Origin of the sequence: Pedobacter cryoconitis (assembly GCF_014207135.1) — a bacterium.
In the GTDB taxonomy this organism is placed as follows: Bacteria; Bacteroidota; Bacteroidia; order Sphingobacteriales; family Sphingobacteriaceae; genus Pedobacter; species Pedobacter cryoconitis_D.
Genome location: NZ_JACHCC010000010.1, coordinates 125,396 through 149,091 on the forward strand (window position 1 = coordinate 125,396; position 23,696 = coordinate 149,091).

General features: G+C 37.7%; 20 protein-coding genes. 14 read left to right on the plus strand and 6 right to left on the minus strand.

Annotated elements, in window-relative coordinates:
- Positions 1-104 precede the first annotated feature (104 nt).
- From HDF25_RS18710 to HDF25_RS18730, 5 genes are all read left to right on the plus strand, one after another.
- Entirely contained in the window at positions 105-1,502 is a 1,398-nt protein-coding gene (locus HDF25_RS18710) for a TolC family protein (RefSeq protein ID WP_184627574.1), read from the plus strand.
- A gap of 13 nt (positions 1,503-1,515) precedes the next feature.
- Positions 1,516-4,794, plus strand: coding sequence for an efflux RND transporter permease subunit (locus HDF25_RS18715; protein ID WP_184627576.1), 3,279 nt, complete (start codon positions 1,516-1,518; stop codon positions 4,792-4,794).
- 22 nt (positions 4,795-4,816) lie between these two features.
- Positions 4,817-5,920 carry an efflux RND transporter periplasmic adaptor subunit gene (locus HDF25_RS18720; RefSeq protein ID WP_184627578.1) on the plus strand — a complete coding sequence of 368 codons (1,104 nt, stop codon included), beginning with the start codon at positions 4,817-4,819 and terminating at the stop codon, positions 5,918-5,920.
- Positions 5,921-6,003: 83 nt separating this feature from the next.
- Positions 6,004-6,912: a helix-turn-helix domain-containing protein gene (locus tag HDF25_RS18725; protein WP_184627579.1), complete on the plus strand. Its 909-nt coding sequence runs from the start codon at positions 6,004-6,006 to the stop codon at positions 6,910-6,912.
- Between the two features lie 261 nt (positions 6,913-7,173).
- The gene (locus tag HDF25_RS18730; RefSeq protein ID WP_184627581.1) at positions 7,174-9,735 is read left to right on the plus strand and encodes a DUF5686 and carboxypeptidase-like regulatory domain-containing protein; all 2,562 of its coding nucleotides are present in this window, start codon (positions 7,174-7,176) and stop codon (positions 9,733-9,735) included.
- Here the strand turns inward: HDF25_RS18730 and HDF25_RS18735 are convergent.
- Positions 9,732-10,946: a BamA/TamA family outer membrane protein gene (locus tag HDF25_RS18735; RefSeq protein ID WP_221450954.1), complete on the minus strand. Its 1,215-nt coding sequence runs from the start codon at positions 10,944-10,946 to the stop codon at positions 9,732-9,734. The two genes, HDF25_RS18730 and HDF25_RS18735, sit on opposite strands and share 4 nt — an antisense overlap.
- 72 nt (positions 10,947-11,018) lie before the next feature.
- On the opposite strand from HDF25_RS18735, the gene HDF25_RS18740 reads away from it, so the two are divergent.
- Together HDF25_RS18740 and HDF25_RS18745 are read left to right on the plus strand one after the other, a co-directional pair.
- Complete coding sequence (locus tag HDF25_RS18740; protein WP_184627585.1) at positions 11,019-11,735, plus strand: DUF92 domain-containing protein; 717 nt, start codon at positions 11,019-11,021, stop codon at positions 11,733-11,735.
- A gap of 191 nt (positions 11,736-11,926) precedes the next feature.
- Entirely contained in the window at positions 11,927-12,610 is a 684-nt protein-coding gene (locus HDF25_RS18745; RefSeq protein WP_184627586.1) for a substrate-binding periplasmic protein, read from the plus strand.
- Between the two features lie 190 nt (positions 12,611-12,800).
- On the opposite strand, the gene HDF25_RS18750 is transcribed toward HDF25_RS18745, so the two are convergent.
- On the minus strand, positions 12,801-13,043 hold the full coding sequence (locus HDF25_RS18750; protein WP_184627588.1) for a hypothetical protein: 243 nt from the start codon (positions 13,041-13,043) through the stop codon (positions 12,801-12,803).
- Positions 13,044-13,187: 144 nt separating this feature from the next.
- Here HDF25_RS18750 and HDF25_RS18755 point away from each other — a divergent pair, with 144 nt between their 5' ends.
- The 4 genes from HDF25_RS18755 to HDF25_RS18770 all read left to right on the plus strand — a co-directional run bounded on the left by HDF25_RS18755 (position 13,188) and on the right by HDF25_RS18770 (position 15,627).
- Complete coding sequence (locus HDF25_RS18755; RefSeq protein ID WP_184627590.1) at positions 13,188-13,790, plus strand: DUF1269 domain-containing protein; 603 nt, start codon at positions 13,188-13,190, stop codon at positions 13,788-13,790.
- Between the two features lie 33 nt (positions 13,791-13,823).
- Positions 13,824-14,792, plus strand: coding sequence for a helix-turn-helix transcriptional regulator (locus tag HDF25_RS18760; protein WP_184627592.1), 969 nt, complete (start codon positions 13,824-13,826; stop codon positions 14,790-14,792).
- Positions 14,793-14,840: 48 nt separating this feature from the next.
- A complete protein-coding gene (locus HDF25_RS18765) occupies positions 14,841-15,338 on the plus strand; it encodes a DinB family protein (RefSeq protein ID WP_184627594.1) in 498 nt (165 codons plus the stop codon).
- A gap of 79 nt (positions 15,339-15,417) precedes the next feature.
- Positions 15,418-15,627: a DUF6965 family protein gene (locus HDF25_RS18770; protein WP_184627596.1), complete on the plus strand. Its 210-nt coding sequence runs from the start codon at positions 15,418-15,420 to the stop codon at positions 15,625-15,627.
- Positions 15,628-15,632: 5 nt separating this feature from the next.
- Here the strand turns inward: HDF25_RS18770 and HDF25_RS18775 are convergent, their stop codons facing one another.
- Together HDF25_RS18775 and HDF25_RS18780 are read right to left on the minus strand one after the other, a co-directional pair.
- Positions 15,633-16,052, minus strand: a complete 420-nt coding sequence (locus HDF25_RS18775) for a MauE/DoxX family redox-associated membrane protein (protein WP_184627598.1) — start codon at positions 16,050-16,052, stop codon at positions 15,633-15,635.
- 277 nt (positions 16,053-16,329) lie between these two features.
- Positions 16,330-16,908 (minus strand): Crp/Fnr family transcriptional regulator, encoded by a 579-nt coding sequence (locus HDF25_RS18780; RefSeq protein ID WP_184627600.1) that lies wholly within the window; start codon positions 16,906-16,908, stop codon positions 16,330-16,332.
- Between the two features lie 812 nt (positions 16,909-17,720).
- Between HDF25_RS18780 and HDF25_RS18785 the strand changes: the two genes are divergently transcribed.
- Positions 17,721-17,912, plus strand: coding sequence for a hypothetical protein (locus HDF25_RS18785; RefSeq protein ID WP_184627602.1), 192 nt, complete (start codon positions 17,721-17,723; stop codon positions 17,910-17,912).
- A gap of 22 nt (positions 17,913-17,934) precedes the next feature.
- On the opposite strand, the gene HDF25_RS18790 is transcribed toward HDF25_RS18785, so the two are convergent.
- Positions 17,935-20,316 carry an alpha-L-rhamnosidase N-terminal domain-containing protein gene (locus HDF25_RS18790; RefSeq protein WP_184627604.1) on the minus strand — a complete coding sequence of 794 codons (2,382 nt, stop codon included), beginning with the start codon at positions 20,314-20,316 and terminating at the stop codon, positions 17,935-17,937.
- Between the two features lie 316 nt (positions 20,317-20,632).
- Here HDF25_RS18790 and HDF25_RS18795 point away from each other — a divergent pair, with 316 nt between their 5' ends.
- Positions 20,633-20,779 carry a hypothetical protein gene (locus HDF25_RS18795; protein WP_184627606.1) on the plus strand — a complete coding sequence of 49 codons (147 nt, stop codon included), beginning with the start codon at positions 20,633-20,635 and terminating at the stop codon, positions 20,777-20,779.
- Between the two features lie 98 nt (positions 20,780-20,877).
- On the opposite strand, the gene HDF25_RS18800 is transcribed toward HDF25_RS18795, so the two are convergent.
- Positions 20,878-22,197 (minus strand): glycosyltransferase family 2 protein, encoded by a 1,320-nt coding sequence (locus tag HDF25_RS18800; RefSeq protein WP_184627608.1) that lies wholly within the window; start codon positions 22,195-22,197, stop codon positions 20,878-20,880.
- Between the two features lie 209 nt (positions 22,198-22,406).
- On the opposite strand from HDF25_RS18800, the gene HDF25_RS18805 reads away from it, so the two are divergent.
- Complete coding sequence (locus tag HDF25_RS18805) at positions 22,407-23,573, plus strand: FecR family protein (protein WP_184627610.1); 1,167 nt, start codon at positions 22,407-22,409, stop codon at positions 23,571-23,573.
- The last annotated feature ends 123 nt before the right edge of the window (positions 23,574-23,696 follow it).

Consider the following 23,696-nt stretch of genomic DNA (forward strand, 5'->3'; position numbering starts at 1 on the left):
AGAATTGATTTGAACTGAATATTTTCAATTGATGTCTGAACAGATACTTTTGTGGCGTACGATAAACACATAGTAGAACATCGATTTAATTTAACATCAATACAATGCCCCGGATATCTTTTTCTACACTCCTTTTTTCTTCAATCCTGTGTACTGCTGTTACTGTTGATGCCCAAACCTTAAACATGAAGGAGGCAGTCAATACAGCAATTACTAACTATGGAACTATAAAAGCAAAAGGCAATTACGTTAACGCCTCTAAACAAACAGTTGAACAGGCCAAAAGGGATTATCTCCCTAACTTTACTCTTGCTGCGCAGCAGGATTATGGTACAATCAATGGACAGAACGGGCCGCTCTCCGCTTTGGGTGGGTTAAGTACTGCTTCATCTGGCCCGGCTTTGGCACAACAGAACTGGAACGCTGCTTTTGGTGCATTATATCTTAGTAATGTTAACTGGGACTTTTTTAGTTTTGGAAGGATCCGCGAGAAAATCAACGTCTCTAAAGCTGCGCTGAAAAGAGATGTCAATGATCTGAATCAAGAAATATTTCAACATGAAATACGTGTTTCAGCTGCTTATCTCAATCTGCTGGCCGCACAACGCTTAACAAAATCCCAGCAGAAAAATTTGGAGAGAGCGACTATATTCAAAGATAATGCAGTATTACGTGCCCGGAATGGGTTAATTGCAGGAGTAGATTCTTCTCTTGCCGGTGCAGAAGTTTCGAGTGCCAAGATAGCATTGACCAAAGCCATTGACCTGGAACAGGAACAAGCCAACAAATTGGGTGTCCTGTTAGGTGTAACTGCGACCAACTTTAAACTGGATACAGCTTCAATCAATCATGTACCACAATCAATTTTATTGAATGACACTACTGTTGATTTTAAAGAACATCCATTGCTGAAGTTTTATAAGAATAGAGTTGAAGTAAGTAATCAGCAATTGAACTATTATAAAAAGCTAAATTATCCTACTTTTTCGCTGATTGGTATATTCCAGGGTAGAGGAAGTGGATTTGAAACTAATTACCCGAATAATTTAAACGCTTATACGCACAGCTATAGTGATGGGGTTAATCCAACCCGTGGAAATTATCTGCTCGGTATTGGAGTGACCTGGAATCTGACAACGATTCTGCGAAATTCCCCTCAGATTAAAGCACAAAGATATATCTCGAATGGCCTGGAAAATGAATACGAACTGGTAGATCAGCAATTACATGCCCAACTGGCTTTATCAGAGACGAAGATTAAAAATGCAATGGACAATTATAATGAAGCTCCTGTACAGGTAAAGGCTGCAAGTGAAGCTTATTTACAGAAAAGCACTTTGTATAAAAACGGACTCACTACTATTGTCGATTTAACTCAGGCTTTATACGCTTTAAACCGCGCAGAGATAGACCGAGATATTGCTTATACTAATGTGTGGCAGGCATTGCTCCTGAAATCAGCCGCAATGGGTGATTACAATTTATTTATTAACGAATTTTAGCCGTTACCCGAATATGAATTTAATACGTTTTGCACTACGAAAACCCATTTCCATAATGGTGTTTGTCGCTGGTATGCTTTTTTTTGGTATCAGCGCGATGACCAGTATCAAGGTCGATATTTTGCCTCAGATGAATTTGCCGGTTATCTATATCGCACACCCTTTTGGTGGATATACACCTACGCAAATGGAATCTTATTTTGCTAAAAACTATGTAAACGTTCTGCTTTTTGCGAACGGGATTAAGAGTATTGAGACAAAAAATACACAGGGACTGATGCTAATGAAGCTTACCTATTATGAAGGTACTAATATGGCACAGGCGGCATCAGAACTAAGTGCACTTTCCAATCGTGCCCAGGCGATCTTTCCGCCTGGATCACAGCCTCCCTTTATTATCAGGTTTGATGCTTCATCTTTACCTATCGGACAGTTAGTACTGAGCAGTCCGACCCGAAGTAATAATGAATTACAGGATTTGGCAAATACTTATGTACGTGCATCTTTTACTGCTATTCCTGGTTTGCTGGCACCTGCACCATTTGGAGGTAGTCCGCGTACTGTCGAGATTAATGTGAATCCGGGATTGATGCGTTCGCATAACCTGACTGTAGAACAGATTGTAAGTGCAATCAGTATAAATAACCAGACGGCTCCATCTGGGAACGTTCGTATTGGTAATAAGAATTATATTACACCTACTAATTACACGATTAAAGAAATCAAAGATTTTGAGAATATACCTTTATTTAAAGGTGGGGTTCAGAATCTTTATTTGCGTGATGTTGCAACTGTTAAAGATGGGGCGGATGTGACAAATGGTTATGCACTGATCAATGGTAAACGTTCTGTTTATCTGAGTATTGCTAAATCTGGAGATGCTTCGACATGGGAAGTAGTTAAAAAACTGAAAGCTAACTTACCTAAAATACAAAATACTTTACCCGAGGATGTAAAGTTATCCTATGAGTTTGATCAGTCGGTTTCTGTAATTAATGCCGTAGAGAGTTTAATCAGTGAAGGAGCAATAGGAGCGATCTTAACCGGTTTGATGGTGTTATTGTTTTTAGGAGACAGACGTGCTGCGCTGATCGTTATTCTGACTATTCCTACTTCGATTATTTCAGGTGTATTATTCCTTAAATTATTTGGGCAGACAATTAATATTATGTCGTTGTCTGGTCTGGCATTGGCTATTGGTATTCTGGTGGATGAAAGTACAGTTACGATTGAGAATATCCACCAGCATTTTGATATGGGTAAACCCAAGGCATTAGCGATATGGGACGCCTGTAAGGAGATTGCCTTTCCAAAATTGCTGATCCTGTTATGTATTTTAGCAGTATTTGCGCCTGCATTTACGATGACAGGTATTCCAGGTGCATTATTCCTGCCACTAGCATTGGCCATTGGATTTTCGATGATTATCTCTTTCCTTCTTTCGCAAACGTTTGTGCCTATTCTGGCAAACTGGTTAATGGTTGCACATCCACATAAACACAAAAAAACTGACCCTTCAATCACTGACGATGAAGATGCTTTTAACCAGACGGGATTAACGTTGGAATCAGAGCGGGAAACACTAAATCAGAAAAAGGTATTGGTAGAAAGGGAATGTTACAGTGAAGAAGGAAAAGTTACCTTGTTTGATAAATTCAGAAACAGGTTTATGCGTTTCATTGACCGCTTATTTGTTTACCGTAAATCTGTAGTTTTAGTTTACCTGGTATTGATTATTGGTTGTGCTGGTCTGTTATTAGTTAGTATAGGCCGTGACGTACTGCCTAAAGTAAATTCAAGCCAGTTCCAGTTAAGGATGAGGGCTCCCGATGGTACACGTCTGGAACGGACTGAGGAAAAGGCGAATATGATCCTTAAGGTCCTTAAAAAAATGGTAGGTCCCGAACATGTAGGTATTACTTCAGTTTATGTAGGGCAACACCCGGCACTATTTTCTGTAAATCCGATCTATTTGTTTATGGGTGGACCTCATGAAGCTGTTTTCCAGATTGCACTGAAAGATTATCATGTGAATATGGATGAGCTGAAGGATAAGCTGCGTGACGAAGTTAAGCGTCAGATGCCAGATGTTAAGCTTTCTTTTGAGCCGATAGAATTAACAGATAAAGTATTAAGCCAGGGTTCTCCAACGCCGGTTGAAGTACGGATAGCTGGTAAGAATAAAAAAATAAATGAAGAGTACGCAGGTAAGATCGTAGCTCAATTAAAGAAATTTGATTACATGAGAGATGTACAGATAGCACAGCCTATCAAATATCCTTCTTTAAATATCAATATTGATCGTGTTCGTGCTGCTCAGCTGGGAATTGATTTAAATGATATTTCTAAATCTCTGGTGGCCTCTACCTCTTCATCCCGTTATACGGATAAGAATAACTGGGTAGATGAGAAAATTGGTTTGTCTTATGGAGTACAGGTTCAGGTACCATTAAACCAGATGAACAGTAAAGATGACCTTGGTGAAATTCCACTACTCAAAAATAGCAGCCGTCCGGTATTAAGCGATGTAGCAACTATCAAACCAGACACCACCTATGGAGAGAATGATAACCTTGGAGCAACTCCATATCTTTCTGTAACTGCCAATCTGAATAATAAGGATTTGGGTTCGGCTAATAAAGATGTGGCTGCAGCTATTAAAGCCGTTGGAGAATTGCCAAGGGGAGTTGTTGTGGAGCAGATAGGTCTTGGAAAAGTACTTGATGAAACATTAAGCAGTCTGCAAAATGGATTAATGGTGGCAATTGTTGTGATTTTCTTAATGTTATCGGCTAACTTCCAGTCATTCAGAGTGCCTCTGGTAATTCTGGCTACGGTTCCGGCAGTTGTATTGGGATCGTTACTATTGCTGAAACTTACAGGTTCAACACTTAACCTGCAGTCATACATGGGTATAATCATGTCAGTCGGGGTGTCTATTGCGAATGCTGTACTATTAATTACAAATGCAGAAGAATTAAGAAAACATAATGGTAATGCAATGGCGTCAGCAAGAGAGGCGGCCGGATTACGTTTACGTCCTATTATTATGACCAGTGTGGCGATGGTTGCTGGGATGCTTCCTATGGCAATTGGGCATGGTGAAGGGGGGGACCAGGTATCACCTTTGGGAAGAGCGGTAATCGGAGGATTAATTGCTTCAACATTTGCAGTATTGATTATATTACCAATGGTATTTGCATGGGTACAAGGCAAGGTTTCCACACAATCGCTATCACTGGATCCTGAAGACGAAGAGAGTGCACATTTTATTAAAGGGTTAAAAGATTAAATTAGTATAAGATACATATATAATGAACAAAGACATATTCCGCCGAACCTCCTTTTTATTTAGCAGTGTTGCCTTACTGGCGCTTTTAAGCAGCTGTCACCAGGAGGAGAAAAAAGAAAGTAAGAGTGCTGAGAAACATAACGAGATCAAAACTTTTGTATTGAGCAAGGAAAAAATGGCGACTTCTCTGAAGTTGCCTGGAGAGCTGATCGCTTATCAGCAGGTAGATCTGTATGCTAAAGTAAGCAGTTTTGTCAGAACACTGAAAGCAGATATTGGCTCGGAAGTTACACAGGGACAACTGTTAATGACATTGGAAGCACCCGAACTGACTTCTCAACTGGCTGCTGCTGAGTCGAGACTTAAATCGCAGGAAGCAGTATATATGGCAAGCAAAGCAAATTATGACCGTTTGTTTGAGACAAGTAAAACTCCTGGTACAATTTCTAAAAATGATCTTGATCAGGCTATTGCGAAAAGGAATTCAGATCTTGCACAGCTTAATGCAGCTAAAGCGGCTTATAAAGAGGTCGGCGCTATTCAGAATTATCTGGAGATCCGTGCTCCGTTTGACGGAGTAATTTCTTCCAGAAATGTAAATTTGGGTGCCTATGTGGGACCTTCAGGAAAAGGTTCAGAGTCACCCCTGTTTACTTTACAGCAACAGAAACATTTACGTCTTGTAATCTCAATCCCTGAATTATATACGGGTTATCTGAAAGAAGGTGATGATGTTAATTTTACAGTTAAATCATTACCTGATGTAATGTTTACAGCTAAAGTGAAGAGATTATCCGGTGCACTGGATCAGCGTTTGCGTTCGGAGAGAGTAGAAATGGATGTGCCTAACCCGAAAAAACAACTTCTGCCTGGGATGGTATCTGACGTATCGATTCCTCTGCCAGCTAATGCAAGTACTTTTATTGTACCTAAATCGGCTGTGGTAGACGGGGCCGAGGGAGTTTATGTTATTCGCTCAAAAGCGCAGAAGGCGGAAAAGGTAAATGTTAAAAAGGGCCGCGAGACAGATGATAAGATTGAGATCTTCGGGGATATTAAGGAAGGAGATATCCTGGTTAACGAAGCTAATGAAGAAATTCATCCTGGCGATCTTATCAAACCATAATTTTACAATACAGACTATAATTTTACAATAAAAAGCATAGGGACATCTTAAAATTTGCGCAATTTTAATGCGTGAAAAAAAGTATGTCCCTTCAGGAGTTTTATGAGATGTTTGCGGTCAACAGACCCGATGTCACTATTCCAAATCCGATCTTAGATGAGCATACCGGTCATTTTAATGTTTTTAAGAGATTTGGCTATTGTACGCTGAATCCTTCACCCTATAACAGGAGAGACTTTTATAAAATAGCTTATATCATCGGAAAGGGAGTGCTGCATTATCCTAATGAACGGATAGAAATTGATGGTTGTGCGTTGATGTTCACTAATCAGACGATTCCATATTCATGGGAAACTACTTCGGAATTTCAATCCGGTTATTTCTGTTTGTTTACCGAAAACTTCATGCGTCAGCGGAATGAGCCGTTGAAAAATTCTTTATTGTCAAGGATACAAGGTAACCCTGTATTTTATATCAATAAGGAACAGCAAGATAATGTAAGCCGTATTTTTGAAAAAATGATGGTGGAAATGGAAAGCGATTATGCTTTTAAGTATGATCTGATTCGAAATTATGTAAATCTGTTGATTCATGAAGCCATGAAAATGCAGCCGAGAGATCTGCAATCAAAGTCAAATAATGCATCTTCCAGAATTGCCTCTTTATTTTTTGAATTATTGGAAAGACAATTTCCGATTTATTCCACAGATCACATCCTTCAACTCCGTACTGCTAATGATTTTGCAGAACGGCTCTCTATTCATGTGAATCATCTTAACCACGCAGTCAAAGAAGTGACTGGAAAAACAACTTCTGAACATATTTCCGGGCGTATTGCTAACGAAGCCATTGCACTACTCAAACATACAGAATGGAATATTTCTGAGATTGGCTATTGTCTGGGCTTCGAATATCCTGCAAATTTCAATCTTTTCTTTAAGCGCCAGACTATGGCAGCTCCAAAATCCTTCAGGGAGAAAACAATTAGCTAGCATTCGTGTTTTCATGCTGTGAATCTCACAGATGATTGAACTTTTATAACCGCTAAAAAACAAACCGGGCTTGCAAGCTCATTGATACAAATCGATAATATATACTGATGAAAATGCTGACTTTGTGTTTTTTTAACATACATTAACATCTTAATTCAGAAACATTTTGTTTAATTAGAGTTGTGATGTGATATAGTTTGCAGATTAAGCTAGTATTCCCGCTAAAATTATTAAAAAGACTTAGGCCCGGCATTTTATATTATGATTGTTATTCAGAAGAAGTCTTTTTACGTACTGACAGTGCTTTTTTTTGTGTTTATATTTAAGACCGCTGCTCAGAGCACTGAAGTTTCGGGTACGATAACTAATATCAAGGATAGAACCCCTATACCTTATGCTACTGTTTTTTTTAAAGACTCCAGGGTAGAGACTAAAACAGACGCCGATGGACATTTTGAGATTAGCTCCGTAACACCCTACAGCCAGTTACAGATTGAATACGTCGGTTTTAAGACCAAAATTCTGCCTATAATAGCTGGTAAGACCCAGTTGGTTAATGTGAAGCTACAGGAAGATTCACAGAGTCTGACTGAAGTGAATATTAGTTCGAATAAGAAGGCACCTTATCATAACAAAGGAAATCCGGCCGTTGAACTGATTAGAAAAGTTATTGAGCATAAGCCAATGAACAGATTGGAGAGTGCGGAAAATGTTGAGTTTCAGCAGTACGACTGGATGCAATTCTCACTCAGTAACCTGTCTGAGAAGTTCAAAAATAAAAAGCTTTTCCGAAAATATCAGTTTTTGTTTGATACGCAGGATTCTTCTGAAATTGGAGGGAAAAATATTCTTCCGGTATATCTGCGTGAAAGGCTGTCTGATAATTACTATCGTAAAAATCCGGAAAAAATGAAAGTTATCATGCTGGCAGATAAGCATGTGAATTTTGATAAGAATCTGGTAGATAATAATGCTATCGGGAATTATTTTGAGCGGATGTACGCAGATGTAGATATCTATGCTAATAATATCATTTTTACCAATAGTCAGTTTTTAAGTCCTATTGCAGATGGAGCACCAACATTTTACAAATTTTTTATTACCGATACGATCAAAACAAATAAGCCTAATTTAATAGAGCTTTCATTTGTTCCCCGGAATAAAAACGCATTGCTGTTTGAGGGTAAAATCTATATTACCATGGATGGAAGATATGCCGTCCAGAATGCTTTGCTTAAAACAGGTAAAGGAGTCAATATCAATTTTGTCAGGGCAATGGAGGTCAAACTTAATTTTGAAAAGGATTCAATAGGTAAATATCATCTTGCTAAAAGCCATTTATTAGTAGACTTTGGAGTGGGGAATGATGGCGGAAGAGGCTTTAAAGGTGAAAGAACAGTTATCATAAAGAATTACAAAACAAATATAAAGCGCCCTGATACACTTTATAAAGGAGAGAATGTAGTGCTAGTTCCCGGAGCCGAGAGCCGATCGGATCAGTTCTGGGCTAATAATCGTCTGGATACTATGGCAAAGGAAAAGATCAAGATTTATCATAATATTGATAGTCTCGGGAAAATGAAGTCATTCAAAAGAATGATGGATGTAGCCTCTTTTCTATTCATTGGGTATAAGAGTTTCGGGCCTGTAGAGATAGGTCCTTTTTATACATTTTATACTTTTAATAGTCTGGAAGGTTTCAAACCGAGACTTGGTGGGCGTACGACAACAGATTTCAGTACCAGGTTTTACTTCGATACTTATGTTGCTTATGGTATTAAAGACGAAAAATGGAAAGGCTATCTGAGTGGTGCTTATGCATTTAATAACAAATCCATATATACTTTCCCACAAAGCTTTGTCCGTGTGGGGTTCCAGCGTGATGTTGAGGTGCCTGGTGATGGTGCGAAAAACATCATTCCTGAAGATAATTTTGTCTCCTCATTTAAACATGGAGTGACTAATACATTTTTGTACAGTGACTACTACAGGGCTGAGTATATGCAGGAATACAGTAACCACTTTTCTTTTAATATTGGATTTAAAAAATGGACACAGACCCCTGCGGGATCATTAATCTTTGCAACCTATCAGGATAATCAGACTCAAATTACTGATAAAATTACAACATCTGAACTTAGCCTGGATCTACGCTATGCTCCACATGAGCGGTTTTATCAGGGTAAAACTTTTAGAGAGAGGTTGATTGAGAAATACCCGGTATTTAATATTAATTATGCTGCCGGAGTAAAAGGGTTATTTGGTGGAGAGTATAATTACCATAGTGTTATTGCAAGTATTGATAAGCGTTTTTACCTGTCTCAGTTTGGGCGTTCCGACGTACGCTTAGAAGGCGGTTACATTAATGGGAAAGTACCTTTTCCTTTGTTGGATATTCACAGGGCTAATCAGAGTTATGCTTATCAGACTTATGCTTACAACATGATGAATTTCATGGAATTTGTCAGTGACCATTATGTGAGTTTAAATATAGATCACAATTTCAATGGGTTATTTGTAAACAGGATACCATTGCTTAAAAAACTTAAATTAAGGGAGTATATTACTTTTAAAGGTTTGTATGGAGGTCTTAGAAAGGAGAATAATCCTGATCAGAATCCTGCGTTACCGCAATTTCCTAGAAATAGCGATGGCATAGCTACTACTTATTCATTGGGTAAGGTCCCTTATATGGAAGGCAGTGTAGGTATTGGAAATATTTTTAGAGTAGTGCGTTTAGACTTAGTCAGACGATTCAGTTACCTGGAAAACCCTGGCGTCTCAAAATATGGGTTAAGGGCCAGGGTACAGTTCGAATTCTAAAAAGCTTCGTTTAAACCTATGAAAACACCGTTTGATCCATTACCTACACCGTAATCAAGACAAAGGGTTGAGCGTGTATGTTTATTAAATAAAATACGGATACCTGCTCCGCCACCTGGTTCCCAATATTCGAATAATCTCGTTTTTCTTTGGTTATTTGCAGTTTGCATATTAAAAAAGGTAACGCCACTAATCAATTTATTAGCAGTAATGGGAAACCTGTATTCCAGTTCATTATAAAAATAGGATGGTCCTTTGAAACGGCTAATGGTATAACCGCGCCCCATGCGTTGATTTACGTCACTTCCAGTTCCGGGTAGTTCCAGGTATGGGATAGCACCATTGAGCAAATAAGAGCCCCATAACCAATAGGCAATTATATGTTCAGGGTTTTTACTGGATAGTGAAAAGTATTTTCTGAATTCTGTTTTCAATTGTGTCGCGCTCTGTGTACTACCAAGCCATGTCCGGTTAGATCTCAATGTTACATTGGCGTATACTCCTTTATAAGGCCGATAAGGCTGGTCTCTGGTGTCGTATTGTAGGTTGATCTGAAATCCACTGGCTGCATATCCATAAGTTGGAAAGCCATTTTTAACACTATAGAAATGATTACGCGTTCTGGAATTAGCTCCATCATGTTTTTCATCATCTATATTAGTGTAGTAATTATAAGCTAAACCAGCTCCGGCATACAGATTATCAAATATTTTGCGATAGATATTCTCATAAAGTTTCACGTAAGTATATTTAATAGGAGATATTCCGGGATCATCTTTACCTGTACCAATACCGTGATCGAGTACTACAGTTTTGCCCAGTTCCCAGCTTCCTTCGAGATACCATTTGTTACTTTCAGAATAAACGTTGTGTTTTAATTGTATAAAAACAAGTTGATTTGTGGAGACTGCTGCAAACACATCAAAAAGTGATAAACTTGTTGTTTTTGGATTGCCAAATACTCTTGTGGCAGCAACCTCAGCACCAAACATGAATCCTGTACTTGGCGTATATCCAATAGAAGGAAGTAAAGAAAGGCTGTTGTTTTTTTTTTCTGTTGTGTCTGGCTTTTTGTTTTTTCTGAAAACAAGATTAAATATGTCAGTTACATCTTGCTGTGCCACAGTGTCTTTAATTGGCAATTTTACCTGTGCAAATGATGCACACGTACCCGAAAAAAGCAGACAGGCAGTTAGAAAATAACGGAACATATATTTTTTAAAATTACAATTAATATATTTATTCATGTCAAAGCTGTCTCATATATTTTATTACTTTTAGGTATGAGGATTCTATTGACTGCTCTTCCTGTGATTTTTCTATTGGCATTTTTTGCTTGGATTACTGTTTTAACCAGGAAATTGACAAAAACGGCAGCAATCACTGGAGTACTTTGTGGTACTATTATTTATTTTGGAACCGGTCTGATAGGGTTGGTATTATTAGCTGCTTTTTTTCTTTGTGGTACCCTGACGACTGCCTGGGGTAGAAAAATGAAGGTGAAGTTATACAAAACTGATGATTCTGCTCAAAGAGATTACGGGCAGGTACTTGCAAATGCCGGAAGTGCAACTATATTTTCTTCATTAGCTATTATTTTTCCGGGATATAGTGGGAGTCTGCTACTGATGACAGCCGGAAGTTTTGCTTCAGCCACCGCTGATACACTCTCTTCTGAACTCGGGATGTTATATGGAAAAAGATTCTATAATTGTCTGAGCTGGAAAAAAGAAACTAGAGGTTTAGATGGTGTAATCAGTCTGGAAGGTACACTTATCGGGATAGTAGGAGCGGGAGTTATAGCTTTGATCTATGCTATTGGAAATTTTGCAGGCAATGCTGTTTTTATTCTGATTATTGCTGGTCAGGCTGGCAATTTAGCCGATTCTGTTCTGGGAGCCAGTCTCGAAAGACGTAATTTATTAAATAATGATTGGGTGAATTTTCTCAGTACTTTATTTGCTGCAGGTATAACTCTATTATTAATCAGCGTTTTCTGACAGTTTAAATTTTCCGATCGCCAAATGAAATATTTATATCGTAAATTACTGAAAAAGCCCCTTAAAATTACCTAAAATTGTCATTATAAAACGACGACTTGGTGAGAGTTGTTGAAATTCATTATAAAATTAATGAATAAAATAGGGGATAAGGATAAAAATATACCCTCTGAGAACTGAAATAATAAATTATGAAACAAATATTGAAGATAGGGTTGGACTCTGCGGCACCTTTTCCCTTGCATAGTGATTATAACTCCCCTGTATTTGAAGGATTTGAGGTTGATATGATCCGTGCGGTTGCTGAAGTGCTCGATCTCGAACTACATTATGAGGTCTCACTATGGAAAACTATCCTCGAGAAACTATATAAAGGTGAGCTGGATATGATCTGTTCGGCTGTCACAATGACTACCTCCAGACAAATGATTCTGGAATTCAGCAAACCTTATCTGAAATTTCAGCTCTGTGCTGTTATTAACCAGGGGGATGATTTAACAGATTTGAATGATTTCAAAAATAAAAGAATAGGTATCCGTACAGCTACTGAGGCTGAAAAATACGTCATGACTCAATTTCCAGGTAATGTAACTGTACATACTGATACTAACAACGAATTATATAAAAAATTGCTGGCGCGTAAAATAGATGTGCTTATTGACGATTCACCTATTGTAGGTGGTTTTCTTGCCCAGCACAAAGCGTTGCAAATTGGTATGTTTATGCCTGGAACGGAATCAGAGTATGCCATTGCGATGAAAAAGGGTGACCTTAAACTTCAGCAACAGATTAATAAGACACTTGTTTTATTAAAGGAAAATGGCGTTTATGGTGCGATTTACGAAAAATGGTTTGATCATATCAAACTAATTTGATAATGATTTCCGCATTTATTGTAAATTTGCAGCTTATATTCTTATATGTAAGCCGCGGGTTGTGAAAAAGAAAAAACATAAAGATAAAAAAGACGGTAAGTCATCCTCTAAGTCCAAGATCAAAAAGGTCTGTTGCGAAAAATATAAAGAAGGTAAAAGATGTAAAAATTGTCCTTTTGGATAATGATATTCAGGCCCTGACCTTCCGGGCATTTTTTGCATTCATTATAATGCTGTTCAAACGCGGATCATCTTCCCTATAGGATTCCTGCAGCCAGAGGTATTGATCTATTTCTGTGTCATAAATAGCTACGCTTGGACCATGTTCAGGGCCAAGACTATTAAAATATTGATGACAATCCATTATTGTGTTTAACCGGCAATACCAGTCCTGATCTAATCTGTAGTTGATGTTAATGGCTAAATATCTCATAAGATAAAGCTAATATTTGCTTTTCTGATCTTTTAAAATTTTATATCAATAGGTATTTATCCTATATTAAATACTGTTTATATAAAACAAAATGGCTTTTTTACTGCTTATATGATTACAAGTTTGACTAAATAAGCCATTATTATGGAAAAGATAATTCAGGCCCTGTTCAATACTGAATCAGAGGCATTTAAAGGAATGGAAGCTTTAAATCAGCTAGAAGTATCCCAGGATATTTCCCTGGGTGAATCTTTTATCCTGAGTAAGGATAAAAAGGGAAACACAGCTATTTGCTCTGCTGAAGATGAGGCTGAAGGATTCAGTGCAATAGGTGGTGGTATCATCGGAGGGCTGATCGGATTATTGGCAGGACCTCTGGGCTTCCTGGTTGGTATCGGAGCCGGAATGGTTGCTGGTGCAGCAGGTGATACCATCCGGGCTGAGGGTGTTTCAGATTACCTGGATAGTGTTTCGGTAAATATTCCTAATGGAAAATTCTTGTTGATTGCTCATGTATGGGAGGATTGGGAAACTCCTGTAGATACAGTTTTACATCCGCTAACAAAGGATATTAGCAGAATGAATGTAGATGATGAAGTTTTTATACCTGCACCGGCAAAGCTAGTTGCGCTAAGAGAAAAGCAACTGTCGCGCTGGGTTGATCATACAAAGGAAAAACAAGATAAGCTACAAAGTCGTATAGACAAACAACAGTCAAGATTGACTCAATTAAGGAAAAGTAAATAAGTCTGTTTCCTTTCTAATTCATAAATTTGGACTATGAACCGAATAGATCGTCTCTCTGCTATACTTATTCAGCTACAATCGAGAAGAACCGTCAGAGCACAGGATATTGCGGACAGGTTTGAGATTAGTTTGCGTACTGTATATAGAGATGTAAGGTCACTGGAAGAAGCGGGAATACCGATTATTGGAGAAGCAGGAATAGGTTATTCGTTAACCGAAGGTTACCGTCTGCCTCCTGTTATGTTCACTCGTGAAGAGGCTACAGCATTTATCACTGCAGAAAAACTGGTACTTAGTCTGACGGATTCTGCCTATGCAAATGCTTATAGTAATGCACTTTTTAAGGTGAGAGCTGTCCTGAAGACTGCCGATAAAGATCACCTTGAAAATCTTGATGATAGAATAGAAGTAATTAAAACTGGCCGTTCTCCTGTTTTGCATTCACATCAAAACCCACTCCAGCTTATTCTGAATGCAATTTCAGGAAAAAATGTGATACAGCTGAATTATTTCGCTTATTACAGACAGGAGCATACAATCAGATTAATTGAACCTGTTGGTGTATTTTATCTGGATAATTATTGGCATTTGATTGCTTATTGCAGGGAAAGAAAAGCGTACCGTGATTTTAGATTTGATCGGATTACAGAGATTAATGCGCTGGAGGAACAGTTCTCAGCCAGCCATCCTTCAATAAAACTTTATCTGCGGGACCTGTTCCGGGAAGTTAAATTGACAGAAGCTACTATTAAGATTGATAAAGAGGCTTATCCATACCTTGGTGAACAAAAATATTACCATGGTTATGTTTCTGAAAATCATTTGGAGGATGGTGTAGAGATCCAATTCCTAACTAATTCTCTGGAGGGTTTTGCGCGCTGGTTTCTGGCTTTCGCTGATTATGCAGTTATTATACAGCCAGAGGCATTGCTGGATAAAGTCAACTCAATTTTAGCTGATATTGAAAAGAAATTAAAAAATAAAACAGTACTGCTGACATAGGGCTGTCACCAGGTTGTAGTTCCTTTGGTTAAAATAAAAAGAAACATTATGTCAACCACTCAGAATCTATTAAAAGAATTAGCAGAAGAAGCGTTAGTTACCCGTAAAATGCTGGAACGAATTCCTTCTGACAAACTGGACTGGACTCCTCATGTAAAAAGTATGCCTGTCAAACAGCTGGCAGGACATATTGCTGAATTACCTGGCTGGATAAGTATGATATTGAGTACTGAAGGTCTTAACTTTGCAGCTCAGGCATATAAGTCGCCGGAGTGGAGTACTAATTCAGAATTGCTGGATATTCTTGATGACTCGCTGAACTCGGCTAAAACATCTCTTGAAAAAGCGGGAGAAGAGGATCTGTTGCCAAACTGGGTACTAAGTAATGGAGATCAGATCCTGATGACCAAAACTAAAGGGGAGTTTATCCGACATTCTATGAGTCAGATTGTACATCACCGGGCACAATTGGGTGTTTATCTTCGTTTACTGGATGTGCCTATTCCTGGCAGTTATGGCCCCAGTGCTGATGATCCAGCTTTTTAGTTTTGCTAATTATATAAAAGAACAGCCTTCATAAATTTATGAAGGCTGTTCTTTTATATAATTCTTTTAACTTTGCAGGATGACAATTGAAGAACTTGAAGCCTATTTTACCGGAATAACTTTACCTGAACAGATTGAACTGGAAAAGGGAGTCGTTATAATGGATATACCTCTTTTTCTGGAATCGCATTTAAGTTATGTTAAGAAAAATGGCCATTTAAAATCTGCTGATGTTTTTATATACCGGTTGAACCTACTCCAGGAGAGGCTGGAAGCGATAAATGGATAATATTTCTATAATTCCATCAGGACCACCCCAGCCAGGGCTATTATGGTTAAGACTATATTGACCTTAAGGTGTTTGTACCAGCCCATCCGGCTAAATAATCCGCCGCAGGCGCAGGGATAACGATCGTAAATTTGGAATACCGCACCTCCAACATAAAGCGTAAAGATAGTCATCAGAAAGAGGGAGGTATACATCCCCAATAATCTTGTCTCTGGAATCAACAGCAGTCCGATAATTGCCAGTTCAGATAGTGGCAGGGTATAAGTCAGGATTTTGCCCATCCAGCGTGGAAATACCTGGGTCATCAGCGCATGTTGGAACTGATGCATGTTAAATATTTTGGAGAAAGAGGCATAAGCCCATAACAAGATGAGCAATCCGGTAATGATGATGATAAAAGGATGTGGGTTCATAATTTTATTCATTAGGTTTAAGTTCAAATTAATTGCAGTACTGAATGAAATAGTCATTCTGATGAAGGACGCGTAAAGACATATTTTTGTCAGCCTGCAATTAATAGGTTGTTTATTTATCTTGTTTGATAAGTCCAAGTTACGGAGGTAAAACCCTGTAAAAAAGGGACAGATGTCCCAAAAGGAGAATAATTGTTGTAAAAAAAAAGCTGTAATCCCGGAAAAGGATACAGCTATAAGTCGCTGGTCGATGGCCAGCATGAAATATTAATAAACCGAACTGATTAACCTAAAACCGTCTGGTTCTGGATCTGATACGGTTTAAGGTTTTTCTGGATATGCCGAGGTAAGCAGCAATACTTTCAACCGATGCTTTCCTGAAAAGTGCAGGACAATCCCGCATTAAATGTAGATAATGCTCTTCAGGAGTATAAGCGGCAAATTCAAGTATTCTCTTTTCACTCATTTGCTGATAATCCTGCATGATTTTACGTACATAATCATTTGATTCAGGAAAACTGTGTAATACTTCCTGGACATCATCATAAGAGATTGATAAAAGGATACTCGGTTCCAGTAATTCTATATAAGTTTCTGAGGCAATCTGATTGAAGAAGCTGTTGAGCGGAACCATAATGTCGTTCTCGTTCCAGAACCAAAAAGGTACTTTCTTTTCCTCTTTATAAACAAATCCCATAGCAGAACCCTTCTCTATAAACCAGGCACGATTAGGAATCTGCCCTGGTTTCAGGATAATCTGACTTTTGGTATAATACTCCCTCTTAATCATGTTGTTGAGTTTTAATTCTAACTCTAAACGCAAAGAATTTTTTCCAGCTAGTATTCTGAACAATTCCTTATTTTCCATTTCATACGATAATTTAAATATGACACGAATCATTAATTAGTCTATAAATTTGATTTGCAATTTGTGTGAAACTGGAATCGAAGCAAATCAATTAAAAATAACTCAATATTTTATTCTTAAGTAGGAACTAATAATCTGTGTTGCATGTAAGGTTATATAGGTTAATAATCAACAAAATACGAAAAATATCATTTACTTTATTTATTGTAAAAATAAATGTATTAACAATTATCTATCAGTTATTGACTTTATATTCTCTTTATACTCAAAATATTGCTTAGAACCTTATTTATCTGGTCTTTTTAAGAATGCCAGACAATTTTCAAAGGAATAAAATCTTTCATTTTATACACTTATATGTGATGTGTCAATTGTCACATTCGTCAGAACTTACATACACATAATCCATTTTATTATTTGTGCCAATTTCCTTTATATTAGAAATACATATGAATTTTGATTCTTAGCCACCTGTTATAATGAAATTATATGAAATGGATTTCTTTAGCCTTGCATTTATTATTAATTGTTTGTTAGTAATTAATTAGTTTTCAAAGTATTAAATCTGTCTTAATCGAAGATAAACTCTTTGAAGAAATCGAATTGTCCATGTTGGATTTTAATCATTTATTTGATGTTTGCGGTTTTGTATGCTGCCATATGCTATTTCGATAGTAGAATTTATTGAACTGTTTTAGGTGGAATGTTAATAATTCTATTCAAAAAAATAATGAGTGATTCAAAAACCAAAGAGTGTTTAGTTTCGTAAGTACTCTTTTAATGCGGACAATTTTTGATTTAATAAAGAGCGTATGGAAATCAAACTAGACAATAGGAGTCTGCCAGCAGACAAACAACAAATCCGATTCCAGGTGGTTATTGAAGAGTTACATGGAATATGGCATGAAGGTACCTACATAGCAGATGAAGATATCTTTAGGGTGGATGATGACGTTTGGTATGATATCTGGTCAGAAATCGTACGCTGGGAGCCCTTGAATTAGTTGATTGCATATTTGTGGTCTTTTAAATTGTCACAATTTGTTTACCTCCATGTAAGGTTATAATTTTTCCTTTCCAGTTAAAAGTCCCTGAAACCTGTTCAGGTAAGGTTAGTTCTGCCTGTACTCCATTTGGACCTTTTCGTTTTAATTTTACTATTACTTTTCCAGAAGGAATAGGCATCATACCCGTTGCCTCTGTTAATTGGCCTAAAGCGGGCTTGATCAGCACTTTACTGAAACCCGGGGCTTCTGGCATAATTCCGCAGATGGTAGCCAGAAAGTCATAGTCAGGGCTCGCACTCCACGCATGGCAATCGGACCGGGTTGGTTCAGGTTTCTCCGCAAAAGTCGTCAGCCCCAGCTTGAGCATATTTCTCCAGGGTTCGAGTCCATCATAGTATAGATCGCCCATTTCTGCCTTTTTTAACGCCTGAGTAAGGTAGAAACGGTAGAAAAATGTTACCTGACCGATCGACTTGTCTTCCAGCATCTTTTTCATTATTGATTGTGCTTCCTGTAATGAAACTGCTCCGCTTAATATCGCCCAGATTCCTGCATGCTGGCTATAGGTTTGCTGTTCTGGTGTATCCGCTATCAGATTTCTTTTTGCATTATAACAATACCAGTAAGTATGGGCGTTAAGGTCTGATGCGAGCATCTCATTTTCATCCGCCTGTAAATTGTGGTTAAAAGCCCTTAGAAGTTCAGCAGACTGATTCAGCGTGTAGGCATATTGTAAAGTGATAATGGAAGAGTTACCATTGGCAGCTCCCGGTGCGGTACCCCAGTCATTAAAATTATCCCAGTCTATAAAATTCCACCAGGTTAAGGGGCCCAGCATCTTTTTCTTGTGGTCAATGCGGGCATTGAACCATGCTGTGATCTCATTGATTGCCGGCAGAAACTGTCTGATAAAGACGTCATCCTGACGATGCATCCAGTAATCGTGTACCATAGAAATCCAAAACAGTGAAAAGGTTGGAATGATCTGGAGTCTGTTACTTGGGTATCTGCCTTGTGTTAATCCTTCGGGAGTTCTGGAATGATAAAAATCCAGAATTGCTTTTCGCATTAACCGGTCATCACCTGAGGTATATAAAGAAATCAATGCCTGTATACGGCTATCCCCTGTGTATTGCAGTTGTTCATAATAAGGAGTATCATAATACATATCTCCCGCGCAGAGTTGTGCTGTTCGCCAGCCCGATTCCCAGATTTTCTTTAAAGATGGGTCACTACAGGAGAATGCAGCATTCATATGAAGGGGGTATCCTGTTTTCATCCCATATATATCATTTAAAATAAGAGGCTCGTCATTTGTCGTTATATCTAGCTGGAGGTAGCGGTAAGCACGAAACCACAAAGGGCGGAATTTTCTTCCATTTCCACCATCTAGCAGAAATATATCATAGTTTCCATTAATCTCTTTATGATCTATCTCGTTTCTGTTTCCTTTATTTCCTTTTTTGTCAAATAAAGATTCTGCATAAGTCAGTTTTAATCTTGCCCCTTTACCTTTAGAGACGATGAGTTCTGGATAGCCAGCAGTTATAAACTGCTGATCTATCAGAATACTTACGTTTTGATTTGCAGGAATAATTACTGGTTTTTTTCCTGTCAGTACTTTCTGGTCTATTTTCATACCAGTGGTACGGCGAATTAATGGGAACCGTAATAAATGTTCTTCTAATAAAGGAATGTTCCTGGGGGCCAGAGTCCATCGGTTATCAGTTCCGTAACCTTCTGGCTCGGGATGTGTAATCTCTTCTGCCGCGTTCCAGGAAGCATCATTATATTCTGGTAGTTCCCAGTCCCAGGGATATTGATTGCCATCAACCTGGTCACCAGGTCCTACAACCATATAGGCTTTTAATCTTTCGGCATTATCCAAAGAACATGGCGTATAAGCTTTGCTTTTTTTAACTTTCCAGCTGGCGTCAGTATTTACTATTTGCTCTACTGCTGTATTCCCTTGTAATACGAAGGCTGTCTGATTAGATATTTGTGCAACGGGGGCCAGAGTTCCCATATTCCATACTAAAGCAGCTATAGTATTTTCGCCTTCTGTTAAATATGGCGCTATATCTACAGTTTCGTAAAACCAGTTAAACAGATCACCCCTTGCAGGGCCCGAACAGATAGGTTTACCATTTATAAATAAACGGTAACGATTGTCAGCAGTTACGTGAATTAAAAAAGATTTTGGTAAATTCTGTGAGAGGACAAAAGTTTTTCTGAAATGATAAACTCCATATTCACGCTGGGCTGCACCAGGTGAAGTAATCCACAATGCCGGCCATGCCCCCTTCAATAGTGACGGATTAATTGAGGAGGGCACCTGGCACATGACCTGGTTTATAATACCAGAAGTCATATATAAAATAAGGACTAACCTGAGTTTCATTTTTACAAGTTTATACGGATTTGAAGATTATATTTGGTTCCCTTCATTATTGGAAAATGCCAAATCAATACATATGTGTAAATGTGAAAATCGGCCCGACTAATTTACATAATTCTTTATATTTTAGGTAGTTAGTTTTAAATATAGGTATAAATACGCTGCTTTTTATAAGCTCATTTCTTAATTAAATGCTTATTAGTGTAATTAAAAGCATTTAGTTTAATTCATCTTTTTCCTACGAAAATCAGACAATAAATTTTGGCAAAAAATTAGCATCATTAAGATTTTATTGGTTTAAGCTTTTAGTAATGCGGATATGAAATCAACACGAGATGGTTATCATTCTTATTCGGATGACCTGCTAATGGCCCATTTGGTAGAAGAGATCGTTCAGGATGTTTTCAGTGATCTCTGGCAAAAAAAACAACGAGAAAAATTGATCACATTTATCCTTATTTATTAATGGTTATCCAGTATCAGGTTTACATGTTATATAAAAAGGGAAGGACAACCCCGCATTTTGAGGTGCCCCTGGATTATATGGTTTTATCGTCGTATTTCTTATAGTTTGCCGGGTTCAGGATCTGTTTCCTCAAAAAATTTAATACTTGTATTACTGGAATGTAGTGTAGCAATAAAACCCTGGAAATAATCATGGGCAAAGATCTTTCCTCCAGAGTTGCGAAGGTAATCATCATCTTCTCTTACCTGCAAATCGTTGAAAGGATGTTTCTCCCAAAATGATTTTCTGTAAATCAGACTTGCCCCTGTAACCCACGGTCTTTTCGAGTTATAGTTTTTAGTCATCCAGTAACTGTTTTTTGAAGGGGAGAAAAATTGTACCTGGTTAATTCCGCAAATATCCGAACCAGAGTTGATCAACGCCTGTACCTGATGGGAAATCCAGTCCTGAGCATACCAGTCATCATCATCCCAGTGGGTGATGAGCTCTCCATTGGCCATTTCACAAGCCATATTCCGTTTCGTTCCAACAGATTCAATGGAATCGAAATAAAAATACCGTATACGTTTGTTATCGGGAATCAGATCGGCTATTGGATCCTTTCCGTCATCTATGATTATCAGTTCAGTATTCATATAATCTTGCTTCAGAAAATTTTGTATGGCAGATGGAATGAAGTTCCTGCGATTAGCGGTAGGCATGATACAACTTACCAGAGGCAAATCTGAACTGGTAGATAAAATAGAATGTTTTGTGCATTTTTCTGGTTTTTTAATTTCCTTATACCATTTAATTATCTGTAGTTTTTCTTTAGGGTCTTGTTGAAATTCGATTCCAGAATTTTGATGATGTATAATGCCAAGATAACCATCTGTATAATCATGTGGAATTATTATAGCCTCTGAATTTGATAGAAAATCGTTGTCTTCTCCAGTTTGCAGGTCATTAAAATGATATTTATCCCAGAAAGATTTCCAATAGGCTAAGGTTGCTCCGTAGACCCATGACTTTCCTTTTTCAGGATCTCTATAATTCCATCTTTGTTTTAATACAGCCGAAAAATAATTGACATTGCAAAGCCCTGTTACATCTATTGCATTTTTTGTTAAGACGTCAACTTGTTTACTGACCCAGTTTTGTGCATACCAGTCATCATCATCCCAATGGACAATAATTTCTCCTTCAGCCAACTTACAGGCAAGATTCCGTCTGTTACCGATACTTTCTGGTTCTTCATAATAAAAATATCTGATCCGGGGGTGTTTTGGAATTAATGAGCTTACAGATTTTACCCCATCATCTATGATAATTAGTTCTAGGTTAGGGTAGTCCTGATGCAGAAAATAATCAATTGCATAAGGAATAAAAATTTGCCTGTCTGCGGTAGGCATAATGCAGGAAACAAGAGGGAATTCCATATTGAAGTTTTTCTAAATTTAAGTAAGAAAAGGGTCCTGCAATGGGTCAAAAGTCCCAAAATATTAACAGCACTTTATACAATTGGTTTTGTAGAAGGCTTCAATGACGTGGATGAAAAAAATGAATGAAAAAATATTTTTCATTCATTTAGGAGATAGTGACTTTTTGATATACTGTTATAATAAAGGTTACTTAAATACCGCTGTTAATGAAGTCTAATAAAATTAAAAAAGAATTTAAAAAAGCTGTTAATGCATATTTGAAAGGGAAGGCAAATGAAGAACAGCTATTATTTATTCAGCAATATTTTGATTTGTTCAATGAACTGGATGAAGTACTGGTAGAACAGGATTTTAAATTCATAGAATTTACCGGCGATCGTATCCATTCGAATATTAATAAGCTGATTGAAGAAAGAAATAAAAAAGGAACAGATTATTTAAAATTTGTTTACCTGGTAGCGGCCGTTATTTCTGTGACCATTTTAAGCGTTCATTTGTATCAGGGTAACTCTGTCAGGCGTACAACGGAAAACCATCAGATAGCGGCGAACACTGTTTCTGGTAAACGTAAAACAACTTTAACCCTGTTTAACGGGATAGAATTATCGTTAGCAGATTTGAAGACAGGAGAAGTTACTAATCAGTTAGGTACTATTGTTACTAAAACAAAGGATGGTCAGTTAATTTACAGGAATTCTGGTTCAGCAAAAGAAACACTTGCCTATAATAAAATTGAGACTCCCAAAGGCGGTGGGGCCCAGGTTCAGCTTCCCGATGGAACAAAAGTCTGGCTTAATGCTTCTTCTTCTTTAAAATATCCATTATTGTTTCATGATCATGAACGTAAGATTGAATTAACAGGAGAGGCCTATTTTGAAGTATCTAAGGATAAAACAAAACCTTTCAAAGTTTATTCATCTGGTCAGGTTGTTGAGGTGTTAGGTACTCATTTTAATATTAAGGCTTATTCAGGTGAGCCATCTGTTAAAACTACTTTACTCGAAGGTAGTGTCAGAGTGAGTAATCTGGTCACTCATGCCAATGTCGTTATTAAACCAGGGCAGCAATCAACTTTGCTTAAAGGAAATAGTAGTCATCAGGTAATCGAAGTCAAGAATATTGATGTGGCTGAGGCGGTTGCCTGGAAAAATGGATATTTTATGTTTAATGATGAATCGCTTGAAAGTGTATTGAGAGAAATAACAAGATGGTATGATGTTGACATTCAGTATCAGCGGGAGAGCCTTAAACATCAGTTATTTAGCGGAACCTTATCCAGGTATGCTAACGTCTCTCAAGTACTAAGAAAGCTCGAATTAACACAATCAGTTCATTTTAAGATAGAAGGGAGGCGTATTACTGTTATGGAATAAGCTTACTAGGATTAAATCAGATAGTCCAGAGATGCTGTAACACCCCTGGACTGTTGGGTTTTAAGTTATTTGATCAAACACAACCAATTAACCTATGCAGAGAGATGGTAACCTAGCAGATAT

Excerpts from the sequence above, each read along its gene's own strand:
- HDF25_RS18790 (WP_184627604.1), bottom strand. The coding sequence starts at position 20,316 with ATGAAACTCAGGTTAGTCCTTATTTTATATATGACTTCTGGTATTATA.
- HDF25_RS18755 (WP_184627590.1), top strand. The coding sequence starts at position 13,188 with ATGGAAAAGATAATTCAGGCCCTGTTCAATACTGAATCAGAGGCATTT.
- HDF25_RS18805 (WP_184627610.1), top strand. The coding sequence starts at position 22,407 with ATGAAGTCTAATAAAATTAAAAAAGAATTTAAAAAAGCTGTTAATGCA.
- HDF25_RS18745 (WP_184627586.1), top strand. The coding sequence starts at position 11,927 with ATGAAACAAATATTGAAGATAGGGTTGGACTCTGCGGCACCTTTTCCC.
- HDF25_RS18775 (WP_184627598.1), bottom strand. The coding sequence starts at position 16,052 with ATGAATAAAATTATGAACCCACATCCTTTTATCATCATCATTACCGGA.
- HDF25_RS18720 (WP_184627578.1), top strand. The coding sequence starts at position 4,817 with ATGAACAAAGACATATTCCGCCGAACCTCCTTTTTATTTAGCAGTGTT.
- HDF25_RS18800 (WP_184627608.1), bottom strand. The coding sequence starts at position 22,197 with ATGGAATTCCCTCTTGTTTCCTGCATTATGCCTACCGCAGACAGGCAA.
- HDF25_RS18765 (WP_184627594.1), top strand. The coding sequence starts at position 14,841 with ATGTCAACCACTCAGAATCTATTAAAAGAATTAGCAGAAGAAGCGTTA.
- HDF25_RS18725 (WP_184627579.1), top strand. The coding sequence starts at position 6,004 with ATGTCCCTTCAGGAGTTTTATGAGATGTTTGCGGTCAACAGACCCGAT.
- HDF25_RS18780 (WP_184627600.1), bottom strand. The coding sequence starts at position 16,908 with ATGGAAAATAAGGAATTGTTCAGAATACTAGCTGGAAAAAATTCTTTG.
- HDF25_RS18715 (WP_184627576.1), top strand. The coding sequence starts at position 1,516 with ATGAATTTAATACGTTTTGCACTACGAAAACCCATTTCCATAATGGTG.
- HDF25_RS18760 (WP_184627592.1), top strand. The coding sequence starts at position 13,824 with ATGAACCGAATAGATCGTCTCTCTGCTATACTTATTCAGCTACAATCG.
- HDF25_RS18770 (WP_184627596.1), top strand. The coding sequence starts at position 15,418 with ATGACAATTGAAGAACTTGAAGCCTATTTTACCGGAATAACTTTACCT.
- HDF25_RS18785 (WP_184627602.1), top strand. The coding sequence starts at position 17,721 with ATGGAAATCAAACTAGACAATAGGAGTCTGCCAGCAGACAAACAACAA.
- HDF25_RS18710 (WP_184627574.1), top strand. The coding sequence starts at position 105 with ATGCCCCGGATATCTTTTTCTACACTCCTTTTTTCTTCAATCCTGTGT.
- HDF25_RS18795 (WP_184627606.1), top strand. The coding sequence starts at position 20,633 with ATGAAATCAACACGAGATGGTTATCATTCTTATTCGGATGACCTGCTA.
- HDF25_RS18750 (WP_184627588.1), bottom strand. The coding sequence starts at position 13,043 with ATGAGATATTTAGCCATTAACATCAACTACAGATTAGATCAGGACTGG.
- HDF25_RS18740 (WP_184627585.1), top strand. The coding sequence starts at position 11,019 with ATGAGGATTCTATTGACTGCTCTTCCTGTGATTTTTCTATTGGCATTT.
- HDF25_RS18730 (WP_184627581.1), top strand. The coding sequence starts at position 7,174 with ATGATTGTTATTCAGAAGAAGTCTTTTTACGTACTGACAGTGCTTTTT.
- HDF25_RS18735 (WP_221450954.1), bottom strand. The coding sequence starts at position 10,946 with ATGTTCCGTTATTTTCTAACTGCCTGTCTGCTTTTTTCGGGTACGTGT.